This is a genomic window from Flavobacterium tistrianum (assembly GCF_003254545.1).
GTDB classification, from domain to species: domain Bacteria; phylum Bacteroidota; class Bacteroidia; order Flavobacteriales; family Flavobacteriaceae; genus Flavobacterium; species Flavobacterium tistrianum.
On sequence record NZ_QJRH01000068.1, the window covers coordinates 1 to 23,764 of the forward strand.

At 35.0% G+C, this 23,764-nt stretch carries 17 protein-coding genes; 7 read left to right on the top strand and 10 right to left on the bottom strand.

Features of this window, described 5'->3' with window-relative positions; translation table 11 throughout:
* The 3 genes from DMB71_RS10555 to DMB71_RS10565 form a co-directional block, all read left to right on the top strand.
* On the top strand, window positions 1–5,398 hold a 5,398-nt coding region (locus tag DMB71_RS10555; protein ID WP_111365944.1), incomplete at its 5' end, for an HYR-like domain-containing protein.
* A gap of 133 nt (window positions 5,399–5,531) precedes the next feature.
* Complete coding sequence (locus DMB71_RS10560; RefSeq protein WP_111365946.1) at window positions 5,532–6,449, top strand: PorP/SprF family type IX secretion system membrane protein; 918 nt, start codon at window positions 5,532–5,534, stop codon at window positions 6,447–6,449.
* Between the two features lie 12 nt (window positions 6,450–6,461).
* On the top strand, window positions 6,462–8,405 hold the full coding sequence (locus tag DMB71_RS10565; protein WP_111365948.1) for an OmpA family protein: 1,944 nt from the start codon (window positions 6,462–6,464) through the stop codon (window positions 8,403–8,405).
* A gap of 117 nt (window positions 8,406–8,522) precedes the next feature.
* On the opposite strand, the gene DMB71_RS10570 is transcribed toward DMB71_RS10565, so the two are convergent.
* The 6 genes from DMB71_RS10570 to pyrR all read right to left on the bottom strand — a co-directional run bounded on the left by DMB71_RS10570 (window position 8,523) and on the right by pyrR (window position 13,129).
* The gene (locus tag DMB71_RS10570) at window positions 8,523–9,029 is read right to left on the bottom strand and encodes a CAP domain-containing protein (protein WP_204251786.1); all 507 of its coding nucleotides are present in this window, start codon (window positions 9,027–9,029) and stop codon (window positions 8,523–8,525) included.
* Window positions 9,030–9,214: 185 nt separating this feature from the next.
* Window positions 9,215–9,859, bottom strand: coding sequence for a pyridoxamine 5'-phosphate oxidase (pdxH, locus tag DMB71_RS10575; protein ID WP_111365949.1), 645 nt, complete (start codon window positions 9,857–9,859; stop codon window positions 9,215–9,217).
* Window positions 9,860–9,958: 99 nt separating this feature from the next.
* The gene (locus tag DMB71_RS10580; protein ID WP_111365951.1) at window positions 9,959–10,864 is read right to left on the bottom strand and encodes a ribonuclease Z; all 906 of its coding nucleotides are present in this window, start codon (window positions 10,862–10,864) and stop codon (window positions 9,959–9,961) included.
* Window positions 10,865–10,961: 97 nt separating this feature from the next.
* Window positions 10,962–11,294: a ribonuclease Z gene (locus DMB71_RS10585; RefSeq protein WP_066034102.1), complete on the bottom strand. Its 333-nt coding sequence runs from the start codon at window positions 11,292–11,294 to the stop codon at window positions 10,962–10,964.
* Between the two features lie 210 nt (window positions 11,295–11,504).
* Complete coding sequence (locus tag DMB71_RS10590; RefSeq protein WP_111365953.1) at window positions 11,505–12,434, bottom strand: aspartate carbamoyltransferase catalytic subunit; 930 nt, start codon at window positions 12,432–12,434, stop codon at window positions 11,505–11,507.
* Between the two features lie 155 nt (window positions 12,435–12,589).
* Window positions 12,590–13,129 carry a bifunctional pyr operon transcriptional regulator/uracil phosphoribosyltransferase PyrR gene (pyrR, locus tag DMB71_RS10595; protein ID WP_008468864.1) on the bottom strand — a complete coding sequence of 180 codons (540 nt, stop codon included), beginning with the start codon at window positions 13,127–13,129 and terminating at the stop codon, window positions 12,590–12,592.
* Window positions 13,130–13,297: 168 nt separating this feature from the next.
* Here pyrR and DMB71_RS10600 point away from each other — a divergent pair, with 168 nt between their 5' ends.
* From DMB71_RS10600 to DMB71_RS22085, 3 genes are all read left to right on the top strand, one after another.
* Window positions 13,298–13,993 carry a hypothetical protein gene (locus tag DMB71_RS10600; RefSeq protein ID WP_111365954.1) on the top strand — a complete coding sequence of 232 codons (696 nt, stop codon included), beginning with the start codon at window positions 13,298–13,300 and terminating at the stop codon, window positions 13,991–13,993.
* A gap of 1 nt (window position 13,994) precedes the next feature.
* Window positions 13,995–14,489 (top strand): hypothetical protein, encoded by a 495-nt coding sequence (locus tag DMB71_RS10605; RefSeq protein WP_111365956.1) that lies wholly within the window; start codon window positions 13,995–13,997, stop codon window positions 14,487–14,489.
* Between the two features lie 102 nt (window positions 14,490–14,591).
* Window positions 14,592–14,765, top strand: coding sequence for a hypothetical protein (locus DMB71_RS22085; RefSeq protein WP_008468862.1), 174 nt, complete (start codon window positions 14,592–14,594; stop codon window positions 14,763–14,765).
* Between the two features lie 218 nt (window positions 14,766–14,983).
* Here the strand turns inward: DMB71_RS22085 and DMB71_RS10610 are convergent, their stop codons facing one another.
* The 3 genes from DMB71_RS10610 to DMB71_RS10625 all read right to left on the bottom strand — a co-directional run bounded on the left by DMB71_RS10610 (window position 14,984) and on the right by DMB71_RS10625 (window position 18,073).
* The gene (locus tag DMB71_RS10610; protein WP_111365957.1) at window positions 14,984–16,603 is read right to left on the bottom strand and encodes an ABC-F family ATP-binding cassette domain-containing protein; all 1,620 of its coding nucleotides are present in this window, start codon (window positions 16,601–16,603) and stop codon (window positions 14,984–14,986) included.
* A 336-nt stretch (window positions 16,604–16,939) separates the two neighbouring features.
* Window positions 16,940–17,743, bottom strand: a complete 804-nt coding sequence (locus DMB71_RS10615) for a TlpA family protein disulfide reductase (RefSeq protein ID WP_239452957.1) — start codon at window positions 17,741–17,743, stop codon at window positions 16,940–16,942.
* A gap of 99 nt (window positions 17,744–17,842) precedes the next feature.
* Window positions 17,843–18,073 carry a helix-turn-helix domain-containing protein gene (locus tag DMB71_RS10625; protein ID WP_111365962.1) on the bottom strand — a complete coding sequence of 77 codons (231 nt, stop codon included), beginning with the start codon at window positions 18,071–18,073 and terminating at the stop codon, window positions 17,843–17,845.
* An 82-nt stretch (window positions 18,074–18,155) separates the two neighbouring features.
* On the opposite strand from DMB71_RS10625, the gene DMB71_RS10630 reads away from it, so the two are divergent.
* Window positions 18,156–18,386, top strand: coding sequence for a hypothetical protein (locus DMB71_RS10630; protein WP_111365963.1), 231 nt, complete (start codon window positions 18,156–18,158; stop codon window positions 18,384–18,386).
* Between the two features lie 196 nt (window positions 18,387–18,582).
* On the opposite strand, the gene chiA is transcribed toward DMB71_RS10630, so the two are convergent.
* Window positions 18,583–23,319, bottom strand: coding sequence for a T9SS-translocated chitinase ChiA (gene chiA, locus DMB71_RS10635; RefSeq protein WP_111365965.1), 4,737 nt, complete (start codon window positions 23,317–23,319; stop codon window positions 18,583–18,585).
* Between the last annotated feature and the right edge of the window lie 445 nt (window positions 23,320–23,764).

Below are 23,764 nucleotides of genomic sequence, written 5' to 3' on the forward strand. Positions count from 1 at the left end.
CGGAAATACTTCTGACACTTTCACTCAAGTAATCACAATTCAGGATACTACAGCGCCAACTTGGACAACTGCTCCAACAGCCTTAAATGTAACTTTAGAATGCAATGACACAGAAGGTCTTGCTGCTGCCCAAGCTCAAATCCCAACAGCTTCAGATTTATGTGATGCTGATGTTTCAAACATCACTAAAGTAAGCGGTCAGTTTGTGGCTTCTCAAGGATGCGGAAATGCAGGAACTTATACCAATACTTGGACTGTAAAAGATGACTGTGGCAACACTTCTGATACTTTCACTCAAGTAATCACAATTCAGGATACTACAGCGCCAACTTGGACAACTGCTCCAACAGCTTTGAATGTTACTTTAGAATGTAGTGATACATCTGGACTTGCCACCGCTCAAGCTCAATTCCCAACAGCTTCAGATTTATGCGATGCTGATGTTACCAACATCATTAAAGTAAGCGGACAATTTGTTGCAGCTGAAGGATGCGGAAATGCTGGAACTTACACCAACACTTGGACTGTAAAAGATGACTGCGGAAATACTTCTGATACTTTCACTCAAGTAATCACAATTCAAGATACAACTGCTCCTACTTGGACAACTGCTCCAACAGCCTTAAATGTGACTTTAGAATGCAGTGATACAAGTGGACTTGCTGCTGCTCAGGCTCAAATCCCAGTAGCTTCAGATTTATGTGATGCTGATGTTTTAAACATCACAAAAGTAAGCGGACAGTTTGTTGCAACTGAAGGATGCGGAAATGCAGGAACATACACCAACACTTGGACTGTAAAAGATGACTGTGGCAACACATCCGATACTTTCACTCAGGTGATAACCATTCAGGATACAACTGCTCCAACTTGGACAGCTGCTCCAACAGCCTTAGATGTGACTTTAGAATGCAGTGACACGTCTGGACTTGCAACAGCTCAGGCTCAAATCCCAGTAGCTTCTGACCTTTGCGATGCTGATGTTCTAAACATCACAAAAGTAAGCGGACAGTTTATAGCTTCTGAAGGATGCGGAAACGCGGGAACTTACACCAATACTTGGACTGTAAAAGATGATTGCGGTAATACTTCTGAAACTTTCACTCAGGTGATAACCATTCAGGATACTACAGCGCCAACTTGGACTACTGCTCCTACAGCTTTAAATGTAACTTTAGAATGCAATGACACAGAAGGTCTTGCAGCTGCCCAAGCTCAGATTCCTGTAGCTTCAGATCTATGTGATGCTGATGTTTTAAACATCACAAAAGTAAGCGGACAGTTCGTAGCTTCTGAAGGATGCGGAAACGCGGGAACTTACACCAACACTTGGACTGTAAAAGATGATTGCGGTAATACTTCTGAAACTTTCACTCAGGTAATTACCATTCAGGATACTACAGCGCCAACTTGGAATACTGTTGCTGGTTCTCTCGATGTGACTTTAGAGTGTAGTGATACTGAAGGTCTTGCTGCTGCTCAAGCTCAATTCCCAACAGCTTCTGACTTATGCGATGCTGATGTTTCAAATATCACTAAAGTAATCGGACAGTTCGTTGCTTCTGAAGGATGCGGAAACGCAGGAACTTACACCAATACTTGGACTGTGAAAGACGATTGCGGTAATACTTCTGAAACTTTTACTCAAGTAATTACAATTCAGGATACTACAGCGCCAACTTGGAATACTGTTGCTGGTTCTCTAGATGTGACTTTAGAGTGTAGTAATACAGAAGGACTTGCCGCCGCTCAAGCTCAGTTCCCTACAGCTTCTGACTTATGCGATGCTGATGTTCTAAATATCGAAAAAGTAAGCGGATCATTTGTTGCCTCTGAAAGTTGTGCAAACGCAGGAACTTACACCAATACTTGGACAGTTAAAGATGACTGCGGCAACACTTCTGAAACTTTCACTCAGGTAATCACAATTCAGGATACTACAAAACCAACTTTCGTTGGCAACCTTCCTGCAGATATTACAGTTTCTTGTGACGCAGTTCCAGAACCATTTAATATGGAAGCCTCTGATAATTGCAGTGGAAATTTACCAATTGTTTTCAATGAAACTAAAAGCGATATTAGAAACGAATGTGGTACAGAATATACCTTAACTCGCAACTGGTCTACAAGTGATTGCGGAGGAAATTCAATTTCTTATACTCAAGTTATAACAGTAAGAGATACTACACCTCCAACAGGTACTGCAGCAGCAGATGTTGCTAATCTACAAAGTGCTGCAGACATTCCAGCAGGAAGTCCAGACGACATAAAAGATGCCAAAGACAATTGCTCAGGAACTGTAAATATCACTGTAAGTGATGCTAACAATGGAGGAACAGGATGTAATGGACAATCTTACATCTTAACTAGAACGTATACTCTAACAGACTGTGCAGGTAACAAAACTGAATTAGTTCAAACCTTTACAGTTGAAAATAAAGTTTCTGTGAACGGTATTGCTACAAATGTAAGCTGCCAAGGAGAAAGTGACGGTTCAATTGCAGTTACCAGTACTGCTGGAGCTACTGTCGTTATTACCAATCAAAATAATGAGGTAGTTGGAAATACCAATTTACCAGCTGGAACCTATACACTTACTGCAACATCTGCGGTAAATACTGAAAAAGAAACCTGTACTGCAACTGCAACAGTGGTGATTACAGAACCAAATTATAGAGTTAAAGTATCTGGACAAGTAATAAATGTAGATACAAATACTCCTCTTGCAAATGTACCTGTAACATTGATTCCTCAGGGAACAACTACAGGACCAATACAAATGCGTATCACAGGTGCAGACGGTATGTACAATTTCACAGGAATGCCTGCTGGAAGTTATTTGGTACAAGTACAAGATGCGAATTTAAATAGTGCATATCAATTATACCCTATTAATTCAAGTTTATTCTTTACGACTCTTAATGAATGTGCCTTCCAAGTTCATAACTTCGAATATGGAGCTTCAAAACTTCCTGTTCTTGGAGATTATGTTTGGTATGACACTAATAGCAATGGAATTCAAGATGAATGGTACGACGCCAATAACGATGGCGTGGTTACTAAAAACATTCCAGATTCAAATGGAGCTATTGACTATAGCCAATGGGAATGGATAGATCTTAACGGAGACGGAAGCTACGCTGGCCCACAAAATGTTGGGGAATTAAATGCGGGAGGCTTTGGAAACGCGCTTAGTGCTAATGTAATTGTTGATGGTCCAAATGGATACCATGCTGATGTTATTGTAGGAATTGAAGGATTCTGGAGAAACCGTCCAGAAACAGCAAATCCTTACGGACAATATACAGTAAAATTGGTAAGAGATGCTAATTTTGACACTGTGGCAGCAAACTTAGGATTTACTGGTTTAGTAAAAGTGCTTCCTTCTGTATCTGCTAAAAACATTTCAGGTAAAACAAGTAAAGCGCAATTGCACACAGTATGTAAAACAACTACAGATGCTGGCTATGTCGTAACAGTTACACCAGAAGATTTAGTTCATTTAGATCTGGATTTTGGCGTAAGCTGTAAAGAATACAAAGACATTGTGGCTAATGATGATAGTGCTGGTCCGATTGCTGGTGTAAACCATACTACTACTAATGTATTAAATGTATTGCCAAATGATACTTTAGAAGGAAATGCTATAACTCCATCTGATGTAATCATAACAACTGTAACACCAAACGAGTTTTTACAATTAAATGCTGATGGTTCAGTTGATGTACTGCCAAATGCTCCAGTAGGAACATTAACAATGGTTTATCAAATCTGCGAAGCCGATCAGACAGATAACTGCGATACTGCAACTGTTACCATTACAATAGAAGCTCCAGTAATGACTGTTACTGCAACATCGATATGTGTAAATGACGTTCCTTACGTTGACTATGTCGTAACACCAGTAAACTTCACTCCTATAAACGGTGTAACTATTGCTTGGAAAGATAGTAATAATAACGTAGTAAGCACAATGACCGATCTGCCATTAAGCGGGCGTGTGCTATGGCCTGGTGCAGTAGTAGATGACCAAGGTAAAGGAATTGATTGGCCAGGATGGATTTTTGAAAATAATAGATGGATTGAAGCAGCTGATGGATTTGAAAAATTACGTCCAACGGCAAATGTAACAATATCAGTAAATCCTAGCGAAACTATTACGCTTAACTATCCTCCAGCAGATCCGTTCTGTACTGCAAGACCAACATTTGCTATAGTAGCAAATGATGACAATCCTGCACCAATAATAGGAAATTCAGGACAAACTACTCTAGGAAATGTATTAACAAATGACACATTAAACGGTTCTGCGGTAAACATCAATGATGTAACATTAACAACAAGTGTTGCCGACCCAACAGGATCAATAACGATAGCACCTGACGGAACTATAAATGTCGCTGCAAATACACAAGGAGGAACTTATACATTGACTTACCAAATTTGTGAAAAAGCCGACTTTGGAAACTGTGATACTGCTATAGTAACTGTTACTGTAATCTCGCCAGTAATTGCAAATGACGATATATATAACAATATAGGCTGTAACACTTTTGGATTGGTAGGTAATATATTAAGCAATGATTTAAAAGGAAAAACTCCTGCGACAATAGAATTAGTAAACTTTAATCTTGTCACTGAAGGAAATAATACAAAAACAGATCCAAATATCACTGTTGACGCTTCTGGAAATGTAAATGTATCAAGCCTGACACCTGCTGGCACTTATGTTTACAGCTATACAATCTGCGACAAATTAAGTTCTCAAAATTGTGATTCTGCAACTGTTACTATTACGGTAATTCCAAATGGTGTTGTAGAAGTAAGTGGCACAGCATGTACTGATGATTCGACATTAGTTAACTTAAACAGCCTGCTTCCTCAAGGAAGTCCATTGACTGGAGTTTGGCAGGATAGAAACAATACTAATGCGCTTCAGGGAAGTGTTCTTAATCCGTTTGGTTTAGCATTAGGCAATTATGCTTTTGAATATATAATAGCTGACGAAAAATGTCCGAGAAGCATAGTTTTAAACATGGAAATCAATGATGATTGTAAAGTCCTAGCTTGTGGTAATGTCTTAGTGCATAATGCTTTTTCTCCAAATGGTGATAACATAAACGATTTCTTCAAAATTGACAACATCGATGACACAACTTGTTATCCTGGCAATACTGTCGAAATATATAACCGCTGGGGAGTTTTAGTTTTTGAAACTACAAACTACAATAATACAACGAATGCTTTTGATGGAACTTCAAGAGGAAGAACAACTGTTAAGCAATCTGACGGACTACCAACTGGAACTTATTTTTACATTATTAACTATAAATCTCTGGATGGAAACAACAATATTCAAAATCATAAATTAGACGGATACTTATATTTATCCAAATAGTTAAAATACGCTGTAAATACATTTTTACAGCGTATTTAAAAACATACAACATTTTTGATTAATTTTGAATAGAAAACATTGAAATTCAGACATTTAAAAGTCAATAGTAATTATTAAATTAATAAAATCTACTATGAGAACAAAATTATTTTTCTTCGTCATTCTGTTAGTTACATGTTCTGGGTATTCGCAACAAGATGCACAATATACACAGTATATGTACAACACAATAAACATAAATCCTGCCTATGCAGGTTCTCGTGGAGCGTTTAGTGTATTTGGTCTTTACCGTACTCAGTGGGTTGGCCTTGATGGAGCACCAGAAACAAGCAGTTTCTCAATTAATACTCCGCTAAACAATAGCAGACTCGGTATAGGAGCTTCGTTAGTTAATGACAAAATTGGCCCTACAAATGAAAACAATATCTCAGTTGATCTATCCTACACAATTCAGACATCTGCAGATTTTAAACTATCATTCGGTATTAAAGGAACTGCAAACATCTTCAATTTAGATGTAAACAAATTAAATCCTGCAGATCAAGGCGATCCGCAATTTCAGGATTTAAATAATAAATTCAGTCCAAATGTTGGAGCTGGAGTTTATTGGCATTCTGATAAAGCGTATATTGGTTTATCTGTTCCAAATTTTATAGAAACAAATCGTTACGACAATAATGACGTAGCAATTTATAAAGACAAAATCAATTATTATTTGATTGGAGGTTATGTATTCAATCTTGACAAATACGAATATGTAAAATTTAAACCTGCTGTTTTAGCCAAAATGGTTCAGGGCGCACCACTTCAAGTAGATCTTTCGGCCAACTTTATGTTCTATGACAAATTTATGGCTGGTATAGCTTACAGATGGAGCGCTTCATTAAGTGCTATGGTCGGTTTTCAGATCACAGACGGACTTTATTTAGGTTATGGGTATGACCGAGAAACCACACACTTAAACAATTATAATTCAGGATCACACGAAATTTTCCTTCGCTATGAATTCTTCTCAAACAAAGGCAAAATGACAACTCCTCGTTTCTTCTAAAAATTAGGTATCATGAAAAACTATACACTACTTTTAATTACAATTATAGGTGCTTTTTCATTTAGCAGTTATGCACAGCAGTCAAAAATAAACAATGCAGACAAAAAATATGATGGCTATGCTTATATTGATGCAATAAAAACCTATGAAAAAGTTGCTGCAAAAGGCTATAAATCTGAGGACATGTTTAAAAAACTGGGAAATGCCTATTACTTTAATTCAGATTTTCAAAATGCAGCAAAATGGTATGGCGAATTATTTGCAATGAACACAAAGGTCGAGCCAGAATACTATTTTAGATATGCGCAATCTTTAAAATCTACTGGTGATCTCGGCAAAGCCAATAAACTTCTGGATGAGTTTAATGCGATCTCCAAAAATGACAGTAGAGGAAAACTTTACAAAGAAGATGTAAACTACTTGGATCAGATTAAAGCAAATTCTGGGAGGTACCAGATAGAAGACGCCGGCATTAATAGCAAATACTCCGATTACGGATCATTCGTTTACAATAATAAAATATATTTTGCTTCAGCTCGAGATACGGGAAATTTTATTAAGCGCAAACACAAATGGACAGGAGAATATTTTACAAATATTTATGATGCTGATCTAGACCCTGCAACAGGAAGCACATCAAAAGTAAATAAATTTAAATCGGCTATTAATACCAAATTTCATGAGGCGTCTCCTGTTTTTACAAAAGATGGGAAAACAGTTTATTTTACCAGGAACAACTATCTTGATGGGAAAAAAGGAAAAGACGAAAACAAAGTTACCTTAATAAAGCTTTACAAAGCCGAACTTGGAAAAGACAACAAATGGACCAACATTACCGAGCTTCCATTCAACAGCAATAATTATAGCGCAGCTCATCCAGCACTTAGCCCAGATGAAAAAACACTGTATTTTGCTTCTGATATGCCAGGTTCTATTGGAGAGTCAGATTTGTATAAAGTAAGCATAAATCCAAACGGAGGTTATGGTCCGCCTGAAAATCTCGGAAATAGCATCAATACCGAAGGAAAAGAGACTTTTCCATATGTTACCAGCGAAAATGAAATTTATTTTTCATCTGATGGGCACCCAGGTTTAGGAGGCTTGGATGTTTTTGTGGGTAACATTGACAATAACGGAAAAGTTAGCAATATCCAGAATGTCGGAGCAGATGTCAATTCTCCAAAAGATGATTTTGCATACATTATTGATCCCGAAACAAGAAGAGGATTTTTCAGTTCCAACAAAGAAGGTGGACACGGTTCTGATGATATCTATAAATTTTTAGAAACCAGAAGACTCAGATGTGTTCAGGAATTATATGGTGCCATAACAGATGCTGAAACTGGAGCCGTCCTCCCTGGAGCAAAAGTTACCTTGTATGACGATCAGATGAATCTAAAAAACTCTGCTGTTGCAGATGGTTCTGGACTTTATTCCTTTGATGTAGAATGCGGAAAAACATATTATGTAAGAGCCGAAAAACCAGAATACACAACAAAAGAAGTAAGTATAACTATAGATAAAACAAGCGGTAAAACAAACTTGCCAATTGCATTGGAAAAAGCAACCTGCAAAGTTACTGTGGGCGATGATTTAGGAAAATGTTTCGGAATTAAAATGATTTATTTCGATTTGGATAAATCAAATATTAGAACCGAAGCAGCATTGGATCTAGAAAAAATATTGGCCGTTCTAAACGATTATCCTAATATGAAACTAGACATCCGTTCGCATACAGACAGTAGAGCTTCTCACCAATACAACGAAGCTTTATCTGACCGAAGAGCAAAATCAACTATTCAATGGCTGGTTAAAAATGGAGTTTCGCCTAAACGTCTGACCGGAAGAGGCTACGGCGAAACAGAACTTGTAAATAAATGCGCTGATGGCGTTCCATGTACTGAAGAAGAACATCAGGCCAACAGACGAAGCGAATTTATTATCACTGCTTTATAATCTAAAAAAGACATAACAAAAAAAGCTGCCTAAATGGCAGCTTTTTTTAATTTAAAAAGTCGTTGCAATCCTAAGAATCACAACGACTTCTAAAAAACCAACCTGTTCAATAAATCTTTAAAGCTTAACAAAAATGTTAGTATAATATTTTTTTCCTGTAGCCGGATCTGTCGTTACAGACAATCCAAAATGAGTAAAATCTCCTTCAATATTTTCTTTGTGCCCTGGACTATCCAACCAAGCTTTTAAAGCCGCCTCGGGAGTTTTATAATTGTAGGCAACATTCTCCCCTACTTTCTTTGCACCCAATACACTAGTCATATTACTTGATCTTGCCACAAAATCATTATGATCCACAACATTATTCGCAATCATATATTTATTATGCTCTTCGCATTTAAATGATATATGATTAACTCTTTCCAAGGAATTCAAACCAATACTCATACGGTATTCGTTTATCAGTCTCATCGTTTCTATTTCGGTATCGTTGTATGTGTAATTGGCAACAAGCGTTTCTGTTGGAGTAGCAGTGTCCAAGCTTGCTTCGGCAGAATCAGCAGAACATGCGTTCATTGCGAACAAAATCGCAATGAACAACATGGTGCGCGTAATCTTTTTCATAATCATCAGCATTTTAGCGGTTTAAAGTAAATGTTGGGGCAAATCCTTTAAATTTATCTTTGTATAAATATCGTTTGCTTTATTGTATTCCAAACGTATTCAATTTACCGTTAAAGTGCAAAAATAATCGATGAAATGCACTTATTTTTATATTTTAAATATAAAATTCCTACGTAAAAATACTTTTACGAAGATAGCCTTTCAATCTTCCAAGAAAAATCTGATTGACTTGTGTATCGAATTCTATCATGAAGTCTATTTGGTCTTCCTTGCCAGAATTCAACTTGCAGCGGAGTTACAATATAACCGCCCCAGTTTTCAGGTCTAGGAATTGGTTTTCCGTCAAATTCGGCTTCAAGCTTTTTTAAGTTTTCTTCTAAAAATGTTCTTGACGGAATCACTTCACTTTGATGAGAAACTATGGCTCCTAGCTTACTTCCATCAGGACGAGAATCAAAATAATTGTCGGATATAATTTCAGATGTTTTCTGAGCAATTCCCTTTATGATAACTTGGCGTTCCATTTCCTGCCAAAAAAAAGACAGACAAATGTTTGGGTTTGCTTCAATCGCTTTTCCTTTTTCCGAATTGTAATTGGTATAAAATATAAACCCTTCTTCTGAGAATTTCTTCAATAAAACCACACGAGATTTAGGAAAACCATCCAATCCAATTGTAGAAACCGTCATGGCATTTACCTCCCCGCTTCCGCCAAAATCTTCCACTTCATGAAACCATCGGTTAAAAAGATTAATAGGATCTTCTGGAATATTCGTTTCCAGTAATTCACTTTTCTCGTAAGATTTTCTATAATTACTTAAATCGTTCATAGTTTTTGATTTTAGTTTATTTTGTTTCTAGTTTCAAGTTTCAAGAAAACTTAGTCCCGATAGCTATCGGGATAACATCTTAGAATCTTAGCATCTTTTTTAAAACTCAAAACTCACCCCATCATCTGCCAAAAGCACATTTGGAAAAACTTCTTGCGCTTCTTTTTTAAAAGGCTCCAAACCATCATAACGAGTTGAATAATGACCTAAAATAAGCTGTTTTACATTTGCCTTTAAAGCAATATTTGCCGCTTCTTTTGCTGTCGAATGCAGTGTTTTTTCTGCTAGTCTTGCTTCAGATTCTAAAAACGTAGATTCGTGATACAAAATATCGGTGTTCTGAATAACTGGAATTATCTCTTCGTTATAAACTGTATCCGAACAAAAGGCATAACTTTTTGCTGGTGGTGGATCAAAAGTAAGTTTTTCGTTTTCAATTAAAGTACCATCGTCAAGCGTAATGTGTCCACCATTTTTTATTTTCTGATAATAAGCAACATGAATGTTATAGCGCTGAACAGCCTCGACATCTAATTTTCTCTCATCTGGTTTTTCCTGAAAAAGATAACCATTCGTATAAACACGATGCTTTAGCGGAATTGTTTTTACAATGACCTTCTTATCTTCAAATATAACTTCACTTTCTTTCGATTCTAATTCGTGAAAAAACAAAGAATAGGTTGTCCAAGATTCAGTCAATTTTAATTGAATTAAAATCAATTCTTTAATTCCTTTAGGTCCATAGATATGCAAATCTGTAGTTCTGCCTAAAAGCGAAAAAGTCGAAATAGTTCCTATTAATCCAAACAAATGATCTCCATGAAGATGTGAGATAAAAATGTGATTAATTTTAGAGAATTTAATCTTGTTTTTTCGAAGCTGCACTTGAGTTCCTTCGCCACAGTCAATTAAAAATAATCTGTTTTTAATGTCTAAAACCTGCGAAGTCGGATTAGTAAGCGTTCTGGGAGTTGCGGCATAACAGCCAAGTATAGTTAATTTCATTTTTGATTTTAGATTGCAGATTGTAGATTTTAAATTGACAAACTATTTTAGATTTAGTATTAAAAAAATCTAAATTCTAAAATCAGAACTCTAAAATCTAAAATCCTAGGTCTCTTTCGATTTCTTCCATTTCGATAATATCGTGAGCTTCTAGAAGAGAAGGCACTACAACCAATTTATCCGAAATAGCATTAAAATCAAGGTCAGTTGCTACAATTACAAACGATTTTTTTGCTTTTTTCTGAACTTTAGAAAGCGGTAAAAAAGCTTTTAAATCATTTTCTGAAATATTAGAATCTGATGATAAATCGATTATAATATTTTGTTTTTCAAAGGTTTTAAATTGTTGCGTTACTTTTTCCAAGAAAGCATTTACATCTCCTTGCGTATCTTTAATCGTAACAGTATGTCCTTTTTGATCTACTTTCATTTTATATTTTTGAGGGGCTTATATTTGTTTAGGCTAATTTACTAAGTTTTTTTGTTGTTTCACGTTTCAAATTTATGTTGCCAAACTTTGTGAGCTTAACCGCAAAGTTCGCAAGGTTTTTTCGCAAAGTACACAATAAAAAACAAAGCTTTGCGAACCTCGCGTAGCTCTTTGCGAACTTTGCGGTTAAATTTTAAACCAGAAACAAAATTATTGCTGAATCTTAGAAGCCAACAGATAAATAACCGCCATTCTAATCGCTACACCATTCTCAACCTGATTCAAGATTACCGAATGATCAGAATCAGCCACTTCAGAAGTAATCTCTACTCCTCTGTTGATTGGTCCTGGGTGCATGATTACGATTTCTTTTCCAAGCGAATCCAAAAGCGGTTTATCTACTCCGTATTGCTGTGCGTACTCACGTGTTGATGGAAAGAAATTCACATCCATACGTTCGTTTTGTACACGAAGCATATTCGCTACGTCGCACCATTCTAAAGCTTTTCTTAAATTCGGTTCAACCGTAACACCAAGCGATTCAATATATCTCGGAATCAATGTTTTTGGTCCGCAAACTTTTACTTCAGCGCCTTGCATCTGCAAAGCATATATGTTAGACAAGGCAACTCTCGAATGCAGAATATCGCCTACAATAACTACTTTTTTACCAGCAACATCACCCAATTTTTCTCTGATAGAATAACTGTCTAATAAAGCCTGAGTTGGATGTTCGTGCGCTCCGTCTCCAGCGTTTACAATACTTGCTTTGACATTTTTAGATAAAAAATAAGCCGCTCCGGGATTAGAGTGGCGCATTACAACCATATCCACTTTCATCGAAAGGATATTGTTTACAGTATCAATCAAGGTCTCTCCTTTTTTAACCGATGACTGAGCTGCAGAAAAACTAATCACATCAGCAGATAAACGTTTCTGCGCTAATTCAAAAGAGAGTTTGGTTCTGGTACTGTTTTCGAAGAAAATATTGGCAATGGTAATATCTCGTAATGAAGGAACTTTTTTAATCGGTCTATTAATGACTTCTTTAAAATGATCTGCCGTTTCAAAAATCAGGTTAATATCATTCTCGTTGATATATTTGATTCCTAATAAATGATCTACGCTTAATTCTTTCATCTTTTTTGTTTAATTGTTTATTTGTTGAATCGTTTAATCGTTTGCTTTGCGATTAAAGAGCTAAACGATTTAACGGTTAACCTATTTTATAATTTTTAATTTAGTAATCGAAATAAATCGATTAAACAATTAACCGATTAAACGATTAACCAAATTTAATTTGTCACTAAGTGAACAACATCTTCACCATCATTTTCTTTCCAGCTTACAATTACTTTTTCACCATTAATAGCATCTACCTGACGACCTCTATAATCGGGTTGAATTGGTAAATGACGGCTGAAACGTCTGTCAATTAAAACCAATAATTCAATCTCTGAAGGTCTTCCAAAAGATTGAATGGCGGTTAAGGCAGAACGAATGCTTCTTCCTGTAAACAAAACATCATCGATAAAAATGACTTTTTTGTCTTCGACTATAAAATTGATTTGTGTCTTATTGGCTTCAAGCGGTTTATCAGTACGACGGAAATCATCTCTAAAAAAAGTGATGTCAAGATATCCTAAAGAAATTTCAGGAACCTTGTATTCGTTTTCTAATATTTGTTTTAAACGTTCAGCTAAAAAAACACCTCTTGGCTGAATTCCAACTAAAATAGTTTCAGAGAAATCAAGATGTTTTTCGATTAACTGACAAGCCAAACGATGGAGTATGATAGTAACTTCTTTCGAATTAAGTAATACTTTTTGACTCATAAGTGATTGTAATGTTTGGTTGCGCAAATATACGGAATCTGATTTTATTTGTTGGGGTGTTGGGGTCGGAAATATTTTTACAAGTTTTACAAACTAGCAACTGAGCAGTTAATTCTGTTTTGCATTTTAAAAATCTTATCTTATCTTCGGTTTTTAATAAAATAACTAATGGTTATAATAGATATCATAGCAAATCGTAAAAGCTACTTTTTTACAAAGGAGGTTAAAACCATTAATCTAAGATTAAGTGGTGATCTCGATTTGCTAGAAGAAAAAAACAAAGTGATTTTTTGTCTAGATAACAAAACATTCCACTTAACTTCTTCTAAAGATTTATATATTTTAGGTAATGAGATTAAAGGCAAAAGAGAGAATGAAATAATTCCAACTGTTTCAAAATATATTATTGAATCAGAATCATTTAAATTGATCCCATTTAATGGCGTAATAGAAATTGAATTAATAAAATCGGTTTTTCTAATTTATGGATGGCTAGATTTATTATTTAAAAGTCCTTATGATCAACGCATAGAGAGTCTAATTTATAACCAATTTTTAGTTGATTTAACCAATAAAATAGAACCTCAGAAAGATATTTATTTCATTGACAAAAAATACGACGATAAAAAATATCATCATTTTATAAATAGATTAATTGATTTAAATCTTCTAGCCAAAATCACGATTACAAGCCAAGGGCAAAATTACAACTCTTATTATATCCCATTAACAAAACCTGGAATAGGAAAAGAAGAATTTAAAACCGTCGGTGATGAAAAAGGAGAAAAAACTCACGAGTTATGGAAACGTATTTTATTTGAACGCGATCAACGTTTAACCAATTGGATAAAAAACCGCTATTAATATGTTATATTATAATGAAGAAATTCTCTTTTTATTCTTAGGAGGCATATTTTCTGTTATTCTTCCATCTATCATTACCTTTTCTAAAAGAGAGCTTTTAAGAATAAACAAAAAAAAAGAGTTACTTGCTGAAAACTCTGAAAGATATGGAGATATTGATGCTTATTTAGATGATACAATCCAGTATAAAAGAATTAACCTTTTTAATTATTTAATTGAACAAGCAATTCAACCTTTATTCATTGTATGTCTATTTAATTTATTTACGTACTATGGAAAAATTGAAATATTCTTAGTTATAGTTCTTATAATTGTAATGATTTTGCATGAACTTTTTGCAGCAGAAGTCTATTCTGGAAAAAAAATCTATAGGTTCTTTATTATTGCTTTATGGTTAATATCATATTTGGTCTTTTCATTTAAATCTTCTGACAAACAAAAAAATAATGAATCAGCTTCAATTAATTCTCAAATTATTTCGTCACCAGGAAAGTAAATAGAAACGAATCCAAATCCTAAAACATTTCCAAAAAATTCTATAACACATTTTCATGATTCGTGAAGTAATTTTAAGTATCAATTTAAAACACCAGAAGTCATGCAAAATAAAATACTAAGATTGTTAATGGTATTTGTAATACTGTTTTCATTTACAAGCTGCGAAGTTATTGGAGACATTTTTAAAGCCGGAATGGGATTCGGGATCTTTATCGTAATTTTTATAATTGCGATTATTATCTGGATTTTTGCAAAAATGTTCGGAAGCAAATAGTGGTAAAATAAACAAATAAAAATCCCAAATTCCAATTTAAAACTTGGAGTTTGGGATTTTTTTATCATTTAAAACAAAGTCAAATCTTTGTCGAGCTACTTGCGAAGATTTCTCCCTACGCTCGAAATGACAAACTATGCGTGAAAGGTATAAAATAGAAAATCCCAAATTCACAAAAATTGGAATTTGGGATTTTAAATATTGTAATTTATAAAAGATTAAAGATTGTACATCTTCTTTCTTTGTTCTTGAATTTTATCATCATCAAGATATTCATCAAATGTCATGTAACGGTCAATTACTCCGTTTGGTGTCAATTCTACGATTCTGTTACCAACAGTTTGCGCGAACTCGTGGTCATGCGTTGTGAAGATTACAGAACCTTTAAAGTTTTTCAATGAGTTATTGAAAGCTGTAATAGACTCCAAATCTAAGTGGTTTGTTGGCTCATCTAGCATTAAAACGTTAGCACGCTCCATCATCATTCTAGAAAGCATACAACGCACTTTTTCTCCTCCAGATAAAACTCTAGACGTTTTTAAAGCTTCTTCACCAGAGAAAATCATTTTTCCTAAGAAACCTCTAATGAATACCTCATCACGCTCTTCTTCTGTTTTAGCATATTGGCGTAGCCAGTCTACTAAAGTCAAATCGTTTTCGAAATATTTATGGTTTTCAGCTGGCAAATACGCTTGGTTGGTTGTAATTCCCCAATCGAAAGTTCCAGAATCTGCTTTTTGTTCACCGTTTAAGATTTCGTAGAAAGCAGTTGTTGCACGTGAATCTTTAGAGAAAAGAACGATTTTATCGCCTTTTGCCATATTCAAATCAACATCTTTAAACAAAACTTCACCATCTACAGAAGCAGATAAGTTTTGTACATTCAAAATCTGATCTCCAGCTTCACGATCTTGATCAAAAATAATCGCAGGATAACGACGGCTAGATGGTTTGATTTCGGCAATGTTCAATTTCGAAATCATTTTTTTACGAGAAGTTGCTTGTTTCGATTTCGCCACGTTTGCACTAAAACGACGAATAAATTCTTCAAGTTCTTGTTTCTTCTCTTCTGCTTTTTTGTTTTGCTGTGCACGCTGTTTTGCCGCTAATTGGCTAGACTCGTACCAAAACGTATAGTTTCCTGAGTAGTGATTGATTTTTCCGAAATCAATATCAGAAATATGTGTACAAACCGCATCCAAAAAGTGACGGTCGTGAGATACTACAATTACAGTGTTTTCGTAATTTGCCAAGAAGTTTTCCAACCAAGCGATTGTCTCGAAATCCAAATCGTTGGTAGGCTCATCCATAATTAGCAAGTCAGGATTTCCGAAAAGTGCCTGCGCCAAAAGCACACGTACTTTCATTTTTCCTTCCATATCTGCCATTAAAGTATAATGATCTGCTTCTGTGATTCCTAAGTTAGATAACATCGCAGCTGCATCAGAATCGGCGTTCCATCCGTTCATTTCTTCAAACTGAACTTGTAACTCCCCTATTCTGTCTGCATTAGCATCATTATAATCTAAATAAAGCTCATCCATTTCTTTTTTAACAGCGTATAGAACTTTATTTCCCATTAAAACGGTTTCCAAAACAGTGTGTTCGTCGAACATGTTGTGGTTCTGGTTTAAAACCGACATACGTTTTCCTGGCTCCAAATGAATATGTCCAGAAGTTGGGTCGATATCACCCGAAATTACTTTTAAGAAAGTAGATTTTCCTGCACCATTTGCTCCGATAACTCCGTAAATATTTCCATGAGTGAAAGTTGTATTTACTTCATCAAATAAAACTCTTTTACCAAACTGAACTGATAAATTATTGACTGTTAACATGAATGTCTTTTTAATTAATTTGGTGCAAAAGTACGGAAAAAGGTTCTAAGTTGCAAAGATGCTAAGGTGCTAAGGTTTTTTTCTTTGCGTGAATATTTTCTCGCAAAGTCGCGAAGACGCAAAGTTTTGTTTCATCCAAAGTATTACAAATGCAATCATGAAGTGTTATTACACAATCTTGTCATTTCGACGAAGGAGAAATCTCCGCGAGAAACTCTACAAAGATTGGCTTATTGTTGCGGAGCTACTTGCGGAGATTTCTCCTTCGTCGAAATGACAAAAATGCGGTTACTTTGCTTAAAAAACTTTGCGCCTTCACGACTTTGCGAGATTCAATTATAGCTTACTTTCTTTCGCTAAAGCCACTTCCAAACTCTCAAAATTTGGAAGCACTTTCGCAATCATTCCTTTTTTGTTTATAATAAAATGTGTTGGGAATGAATTCAATTGCAACGATTCATTCATATAGATTTTCATATCGGGAATTACAGAATACGAAAGTGGTTTTCTAGCCAAAAATGTTTTTAATTGTTCTGCTGAATCTTCGGCTAAACTCATAAAGACAATATCGTTTCGGTCTTTGTATTCTTCGACTAATTTGTTGACTTGCGGAAATTCTCTAATGCATGGTGTGCAGTGAATGTACCAGCACTTAATCACAATGATTTTTCCTTTCATGGATTCGTTGGTTACCAGATTTCCGTTTAAATCTTTAAAGGAGAATTGTGGAAAAGCGGTTCCTTCCATTTTATAGTTTTTATAAGCATCAAAACTGATTTGGTTAATTGTCGCTTTTATACTTGTATCGGTTTTTGGCTGAATTTTGAAAAGTTTATAAACATAAATATTCGCTTCAGATTTTAATCTTATTGGAATGTAGTTTTCGTTTGCTAATTTATCTAGAAAAACTTCTTTTGAGATCTCTTTCGAAGCAGCATCCAAAGCTGTAAAATCTCTAGAAAGCATGATTTTTTTACTTTGATAAGCAGACCAATCTGTATATGTTTTTTGAATTTGAATAGGATCAACTTCTGGATTTCCAAATTTAGTTTGAGCTGAACTTATTGTGAAAATGAAAAGAAATGTAATTAAAGTGATAAATTTCTGCATGGATTCTGAAACAATTGTATTTGATTTCAAAAATAGTGAAAGTTTTTTAACCGCAAAGACGCAAAGGTTTACGCAAAGTTCGCGAAAGGTTTCTCGCAGATTTTGCAGATTGAGGAGATTTTTTTTTGATTATTTTACTTGAGAACGAAGTAATTCAGCAAGTTCAATATCTAAAGCATTTGCAATTCTAATAAGAGTTTTTATACCTGTATTTATTTTGGCTCTTTCAATTCTGCCAATCTGATTTCTCGGAATACCACAATCATCAGCCAAATCCTGTTGAGATAAGCCCTTTTTTTCACGCAATTGTCTGATGTGAACTCCAAGATTTATAATAAAAGCTTCTTCTGAAATATTCATATTTCAAAAGTCATAACAATTATTTTTTAATTTGACACAAATTTGTGTCAAATTTCAATATATTTACAAAAATTATAAGATTATGATTACAGATAAATTTTCAACCGAAGTTGAAACAAGATTAAACGATTTCTTTACAGATAAAATTGATTGTAAAGAAATGGCAAAAATGATACGAGAAGTAAATAATGTACTTTCGTTATCAGTTATGAGAAAATGCGAAACGATAGAATCGGGAATAAAGAATGTCGATGATAATTTTTATTGGCTTAATCAACTTGCAGAAGTTTTAGATCCTTATTTGGAGGTATAAAAAAATGTTTTAGTCATAAAAAAACCTGGCAACAAAAATTGCCAGGTTTATAATGCGCTACATGAGGCAAAAACCAAATAACAAATTACCTCAATTCACAGCATTTAAGAAATAAAAATTAGGCTAAAAAATAAATAACCAAACTCAATTTTAACCGTCCCAACTTTCTTATTTCTAAATTTTCAATCATTTTATTTTAGTTTAAAAAGTTCATTACTTTCAATGACTTTTTGTGTCCAGATTTATCTGTTACTATCACAACAAAAATTTGTTTGCTAGCAAAACTTGGACTATTAAGCAATACTTCTTTATTGTTTTGAATATTTCTATGGCTTGTAACATTCTGCCCAATCGTATTGAATACATCAACTTGAGCAATATCTCCTGTGTCATTAGCAACAGATAAGGTATTGTTTCTAAAATAGGCAACAGTTGCATTACTCTCAGGCGTAATATCGTTTACAGCCAATGTTTTTGCTGTACCTTGAGATGCAAAATAAGCCGCATACGCTTTAGACAATTCAGATGAATTACCACAAGAAGAGGCATCCCAGTTTACAGACCAAGTCATTAAACCTCTTAAAGAAGGATATGGTCCGCCTGGCTGCATAGTATATGTTCTTCCTGTGAAATTGGTTCCATTTCTTAAATAGTCCATTGCATTGATTCCTTCGGTTGGAGTCAGATAACCGCTACCTGCCGCACTCGGACACGCTGGCAGTGCAATAAGAACTTTCGAAGCTGGCAAACCATCAAAATGCATTCCTGTTGAAGCAATGTTATATCCTTTTATGATCATATCCGTCAACGCTGTAACCATGTTTGCTTTCTTAGCCGTACCATAATATTGACCGTCTAATCCGTTTTCTCCTCCTGTGTTATACAATTGTACCGCTAACAAATCCAATTCGTTACGCAAGTTTTGAATGATTGGCAAGAACGAACCGAAAGTATCCGTGTAAGTAGTATAACCTCCTTGCACATATTGCGTTTCTGGAGCTGCAGTTAACAAGAATCCAGGTCCATAGTACGCTTTTAATTCTTTGAAAGCATCTACTACGTTTTTCAATCTTGGATAAGCAGAAATACCCGCATAAGAAATATCTCTTAAACCTCCTGCGCTAAAATTCATAGATCCACCTTCAAAATCAATATCAACTCCATCGAATTGATATTCGTCGATAATTGCTTTTAAACCATTAACAAAAATATTTTTCTGAGTTACATTTTCTAAAACAACATGACCGTTTTGACCTCCAATAGAAACAATAACAGGAACACCACTGTCTCTTAAAGTTTTGATATCATTTTTCAATAATTGCTTATCGAAAACACCATTAGTCAAATATCTAGCGTCATTTGTAGTTAGGATTGGCGTATAACCATCACGATTAACGGTTTCTACGAAAGAATAATCCACAACATTAAACTTACTTCCCTTTATTTGAGAAAAATATAAGAATGGAGCTGAAGTGTTTTCCCAAGAATGCGCATATCCTAAAATAATTTTAGATGGAAGCGGAATAAATCTATTACCACTTATTGTAGCAATTTTAATAGTATTGTTTAAAGTAGTCACAGCAGCTTTATTATCTGTTGCTTTGATTACAATTGGATAATCCTGATAAGCAGTTGGCGTAAAATTGTACGTATAAGTATTATTTGTACCTGCTATCATATTAAATGTACCGCCGTTTATGGTAATCGTAACACCAGAAACCGTTCCGTCGCTATCAACAGCTGTAACTGAAATTGGCACAGCTTGGAAAGAGCTTTGGTATATTGTAGTATTTGATGGTGAATTCCAAGTAATTACAGGTAATGTATTTGGACAATTTGCACCTGAACAATTTAATGTAAAGCTGTAAGTTTTTGCATCTGTTTGTCCGTTTGATGCAGTAGCAGTAACGGTTAACGTATGAGAAACTCCAAACTGATTTGCTACCGGCGTCCAAACCGAAGTATAAGTTCCCGAAGAATTGGTAGCACTTATAGTTTGTCCGTCTAAACTAAATACAACAGATGAAATTGTAGTAGCATCAGCAGCGCTTAATCCAACACTTGCAACAAAATTAATTGATGATCCTAAATTTATAGCTATAGCCGAAGCTGTTGGTGCTGTAATAGCAACTACGGGCTTAGTCACAACTGTCGTTTGTGTATTAAAATTATAAACTGTTGGCGTTGTAGGAACAGCAAAGTTTGCCAAATTATTTGGGTAATAAGCTACCTCTCCATTTTGCCAAGAGTTTAATTTCAAGCTTAAAATTTGTGTATAACCTGCTACAACCGAATCATCAAAAGCATAATTTCCTGATGCATCTGTTGTTGCCAGAACGCTTTTCCAGTTGTGTGTGTTGTCTGTCCATGGTAAAACGATTTCTACTTTAGCATTTACTACAGGCGTTGAACCATTTTTCACCGTTCCGCTGATTAAATTTGCAGCTGCAGCTAATGCTACTCTCGCAGTTGAACTTGTATTAAAGTTGTAAACCGTTGGAGTTGATGGAACAGGAAAGTTTGCCAAATTATTTGGGTAATAATTTACTTCTCCGTTTGACCAAGTATTTAATTTTAAACTTGTAATGGTTGTATAACCGTCTGTAACAGAATTATCAAAACTGTATTTTCCTTGTGCATCTGTTGTTGCCAGAACACTTTTCCACGGATGTGCATTATCTGTCCATGGCAAAACGATTTCTACTTTTGCACCCGCAACAGGAATAGTTCCGTTTTTAACCGTTCCGCTAATTTTACTTGTAGTTGTTGCAACGTCTTGAGTAAAATTCAATGTTTTATTCGCATTCAAATTAGAATAAACTGTAGATGCTGGTGTAAATGTCTGACCAGTTAAAGCTGCTGTTACCGTATAATTTCCTCCTGAAGCTAAAGTCAATGAATAAGCTCCACTTGAATTAGTTGTTGCAGAAACATTTCCAGCTGTAGAAGATGCTGTCACTGTTACACCAGAAACTGGAATTGTTCCGTTAAGAACTGTTCCGCTTACTGTGTAGGTTACAACTGCTGCTCCTTGAGTAAAATTAAGCGTTTTGTTGGCATCAATTGCATTGTAAACTGTTGAAGCTGGAGTATAAGAGAATCCAGATTTTGCAGCTGTAACTGTAAAGTTTAAACCAGCTGTTAAACCTGCAACGCTATAAGCTCCACTTGCATTTGAAACTCCTGTTAATGTTGTAGTCCCAGAAACTGCAGAAACTGTTACCCCAGAAACTCCTGTTGTTCCGTCTAGAACTGTTCCGCTTACAGTGTAAGTTGGCTGAGATCCGTTGATTGTAACACCTGTCTGATTTACTGTAACATTGTTTAAACTTACAGGAACAAATGTATAACTAGCTTTTACTGCTGTAAGCGAATAGTTTTGCCCAGAAGTTAAATTGTTGAATGTGAAATTTCCTGTTGCAGAAACTACTGTTTGAATTACTGCATTGCTTGCATTTCGCAATTCAACTGTAACGTTGGTAACTAAAGTTGCTCCATTTTTTACAGAACCAGAAATGCTTACAGTTCCAGGAACAACGCTTCCAAATGAAGTATCCACTTGGTTTAATAATGAATTTGGAATTGCACCTCTTGTGTCCTGAGATAATTCCCAAATCATACCTCCAGCTAAATTTTTCGATTTTATATACTGCACTTTTAAGTCCATTGACTGTTTATCTTCATAAGAGATAAATCCTTTTGTCGTAGCATTATATAAGTAAGGGACTTTAGTAGTATTATCAAAATAACGAACCCATCCTGCCGAAGCTGCAGATGGTGTTACCATCATCGTGTTTGGATCAAGATAAGCATGTGAATTGGTAACTGGATTTCCGACTAAATCGCAGATTTCGATACTTCCAGATTTTTCACAAGCTCCAGAACCATCCCATGTTCCTGTTGGATTTTGCGGATTTGTACATCCAGGAACTACATATCTTGGTGCTGAAACAAATAATCCGTTTGTTGAATTTGCAGCAACGTTATCGAATTTCTTTCCGTAAAAAGGCAATCCCATAATTAATTTATTCGCAGGAAAACCAATTACATTTAAATATTGATTAGTTAATTCATCTAATGATTCTGATTGCGTTGCGCCATACAACGGGTCATTAGGGTTTCCGCTTGCATATAAAGGTGCGTTGTAACAAGTTTTATCGTACCAGTTACCGCCAAAATCATATCCGAAATAAGTAATGTAATCACAATAAGTAGAAATGTCTTCTGTCATTCCGTATTGTGCTCTGTTGTTTGGTCCTAAATACTGTTTAGCAACATTTCTAACATTGTTTCCAGCAGCAATCGTAACCAGTTTATTTGGCATTGCCTGACGCATTGCTTTCAATAAAAGCACTAAATTTTTATTATCGTCTGGGCTATATTTTTGTGGAGGAACAGGCGCACCATTTACTATTTCTGTACCGTCAGTCCCACCCGAAAGAGGATATTCCCAGTCGATGTCGAAACCATCAATAAACGGATATGTAGTAATGAAGTTTGCCATATCTGCCGCTAAAGCTGCTCTTGCTACAGGGCTTGCAGCAATTGGAGAAAGATCTTGACCTTTTGTCCAGCCTCCCACAGAGATTAAAATTTTTAAATGCGGATACTTTTCTTTCAATTTCATTAAATCATAAAAGTTACCTTTTACTGGCGCATCCCACGGAATACCGCCTTCCATATGCTCAAAATCAGCATAAGTGTCTAAACATTTTAATTTTGTATTCTCTGGATGGGCAGGATCATAAGTAGTCCCATAAAAAGAATAATTTAAATGCGTCAATTTACTTCCATCAATCTTCGGAACATTAAAATCCCGGGCATAGATAGACCATTGAGCATAATACCCTACTACTTTTTTTCCGTGGGCTGGTTGTGCCAACGCAAGTAAGGGAAACAGTAACAAAAAGAGCAATCTGTAATAATGTTTCATAATTAATAAATATTAGTTAATAGAAAATAAGTAATTGGGCCACAGCAGCTCTAAGCTTCTGGGTTTCGCTCAACTGCAGGTTGGAAGGCTGCTGTCGATTGGAAATAAACTCAAATTAAATTCTATAGATAAATATTACTATTACCGATTTTTACATAATCATTAGCCAATAGTAGTGATTGATATTTATTTATAATTTTTAAAAAATTAATGTTAAATACAAATGATAAATTTGGGACTACTCATCAATCTATACTCTTTTTTGTCATGTTTTGTTTTATTCTCTCTATTTGGTTTTTAAAAGGTTAATACTCCGTTATTGGTTATTTTTAGTTTGTTATAATTTATTACTTAATTGTTGTCTCGGTCTAAAAAAAACAGAATTCAAAATTTTAATCGTAATTACCTCTGCCATAATCATGGCAGAGATAATCAACACTCTAAA

Coding starts and splice junctions, on each gene's coding strand:
- DMB71_RS10560 (WP_111365946.1), top strand. CDS start 5,532: ATGAGAACAAAATTATTTTTCTTCGTCATTCTGTTAGTTACATGTTCT.
- DMB71_RS10565 (WP_111365948.1), top strand. CDS start 6,462: ATGAAAAACTATACACTACTTTTAATTACAATTATAGGTGCTTTTTCA.
- DMB71_RS10570 (WP_204251786.1), bottom strand. CDS start 9,029: ATGAAAAAGATTACGCGCACCATGTTGTTCATTGCGATTTTGTTCGCA.
- pdxH (WP_111365949.1), bottom strand. CDS start 9,859: ATGAACGATTTAAGTAATTATAGAAAATCTTACGAGAAAAGTGAATTA.
- DMB71_RS10580 (WP_111365951.1), bottom strand. CDS start 10,864: ATGAAATTAACTATACTTGGCTGTTATGCCGCAACTCCCAGAACGCTT.
- DMB71_RS10585 (WP_066034102.1), bottom strand. CDS start 11,294: ATGAAAGTAGATCAAAAAGGACATACTGTTACGATTAAAGATACGCAA.
- DMB71_RS10590 (WP_111365953.1), bottom strand. CDS start 12,434: ATGAAAGAATTAAGCGTAGATCATTTATTAGGAATCAAATATATCAAC.
- pyrR (WP_008468864.1), bottom strand. CDS start 13,129: ATGAGTCAAAAAGTATTACTTAATTCGAAAGAAGTTACTATCATACTC.
- DMB71_RS10600 (WP_111365954.1), top strand. CDS start 13,298: ATGGTTATAATAGATATCATAGCAAATCGTAAAAGCTACTTTTTTACA.
- DMB71_RS10605 (WP_111365956.1), top strand. CDS start 13,995: ATGTTATATTATAATGAAGAAATTCTCTTTTTATTCTTAGGAGGCATA.
- DMB71_RS22085 (WP_008468862.1), top strand. CDS start 14,592: ATGCAAAATAAAATACTAAGATTGTTAATGGTATTTGTAATACTGTTT.
- DMB71_RS10610 (WP_111365957.1), bottom strand. CDS start 16,603: ATGTTAACAGTCAATAATTTATCAGTTCAGTTTGGTAAAAGAGTTTTA.
- DMB71_RS10625 (WP_111365962.1), bottom strand. CDS start 18,073: ATGAATATTTCAGAAGAAGCTTTTATTATAAATCTTGGAGTTCACATC.
- DMB71_RS10630 (WP_111365963.1), top strand. CDS start 18,156: ATGATTACAGATAAATTTTCAACCGAAGTTGAAACAAGATTAAACGAT.
- chiA (WP_111365965.1), bottom strand. CDS start 23,319: ATGAAACATTATTACAGATTGCTCTTTTTGTTACTGTTTCCCTTACTT.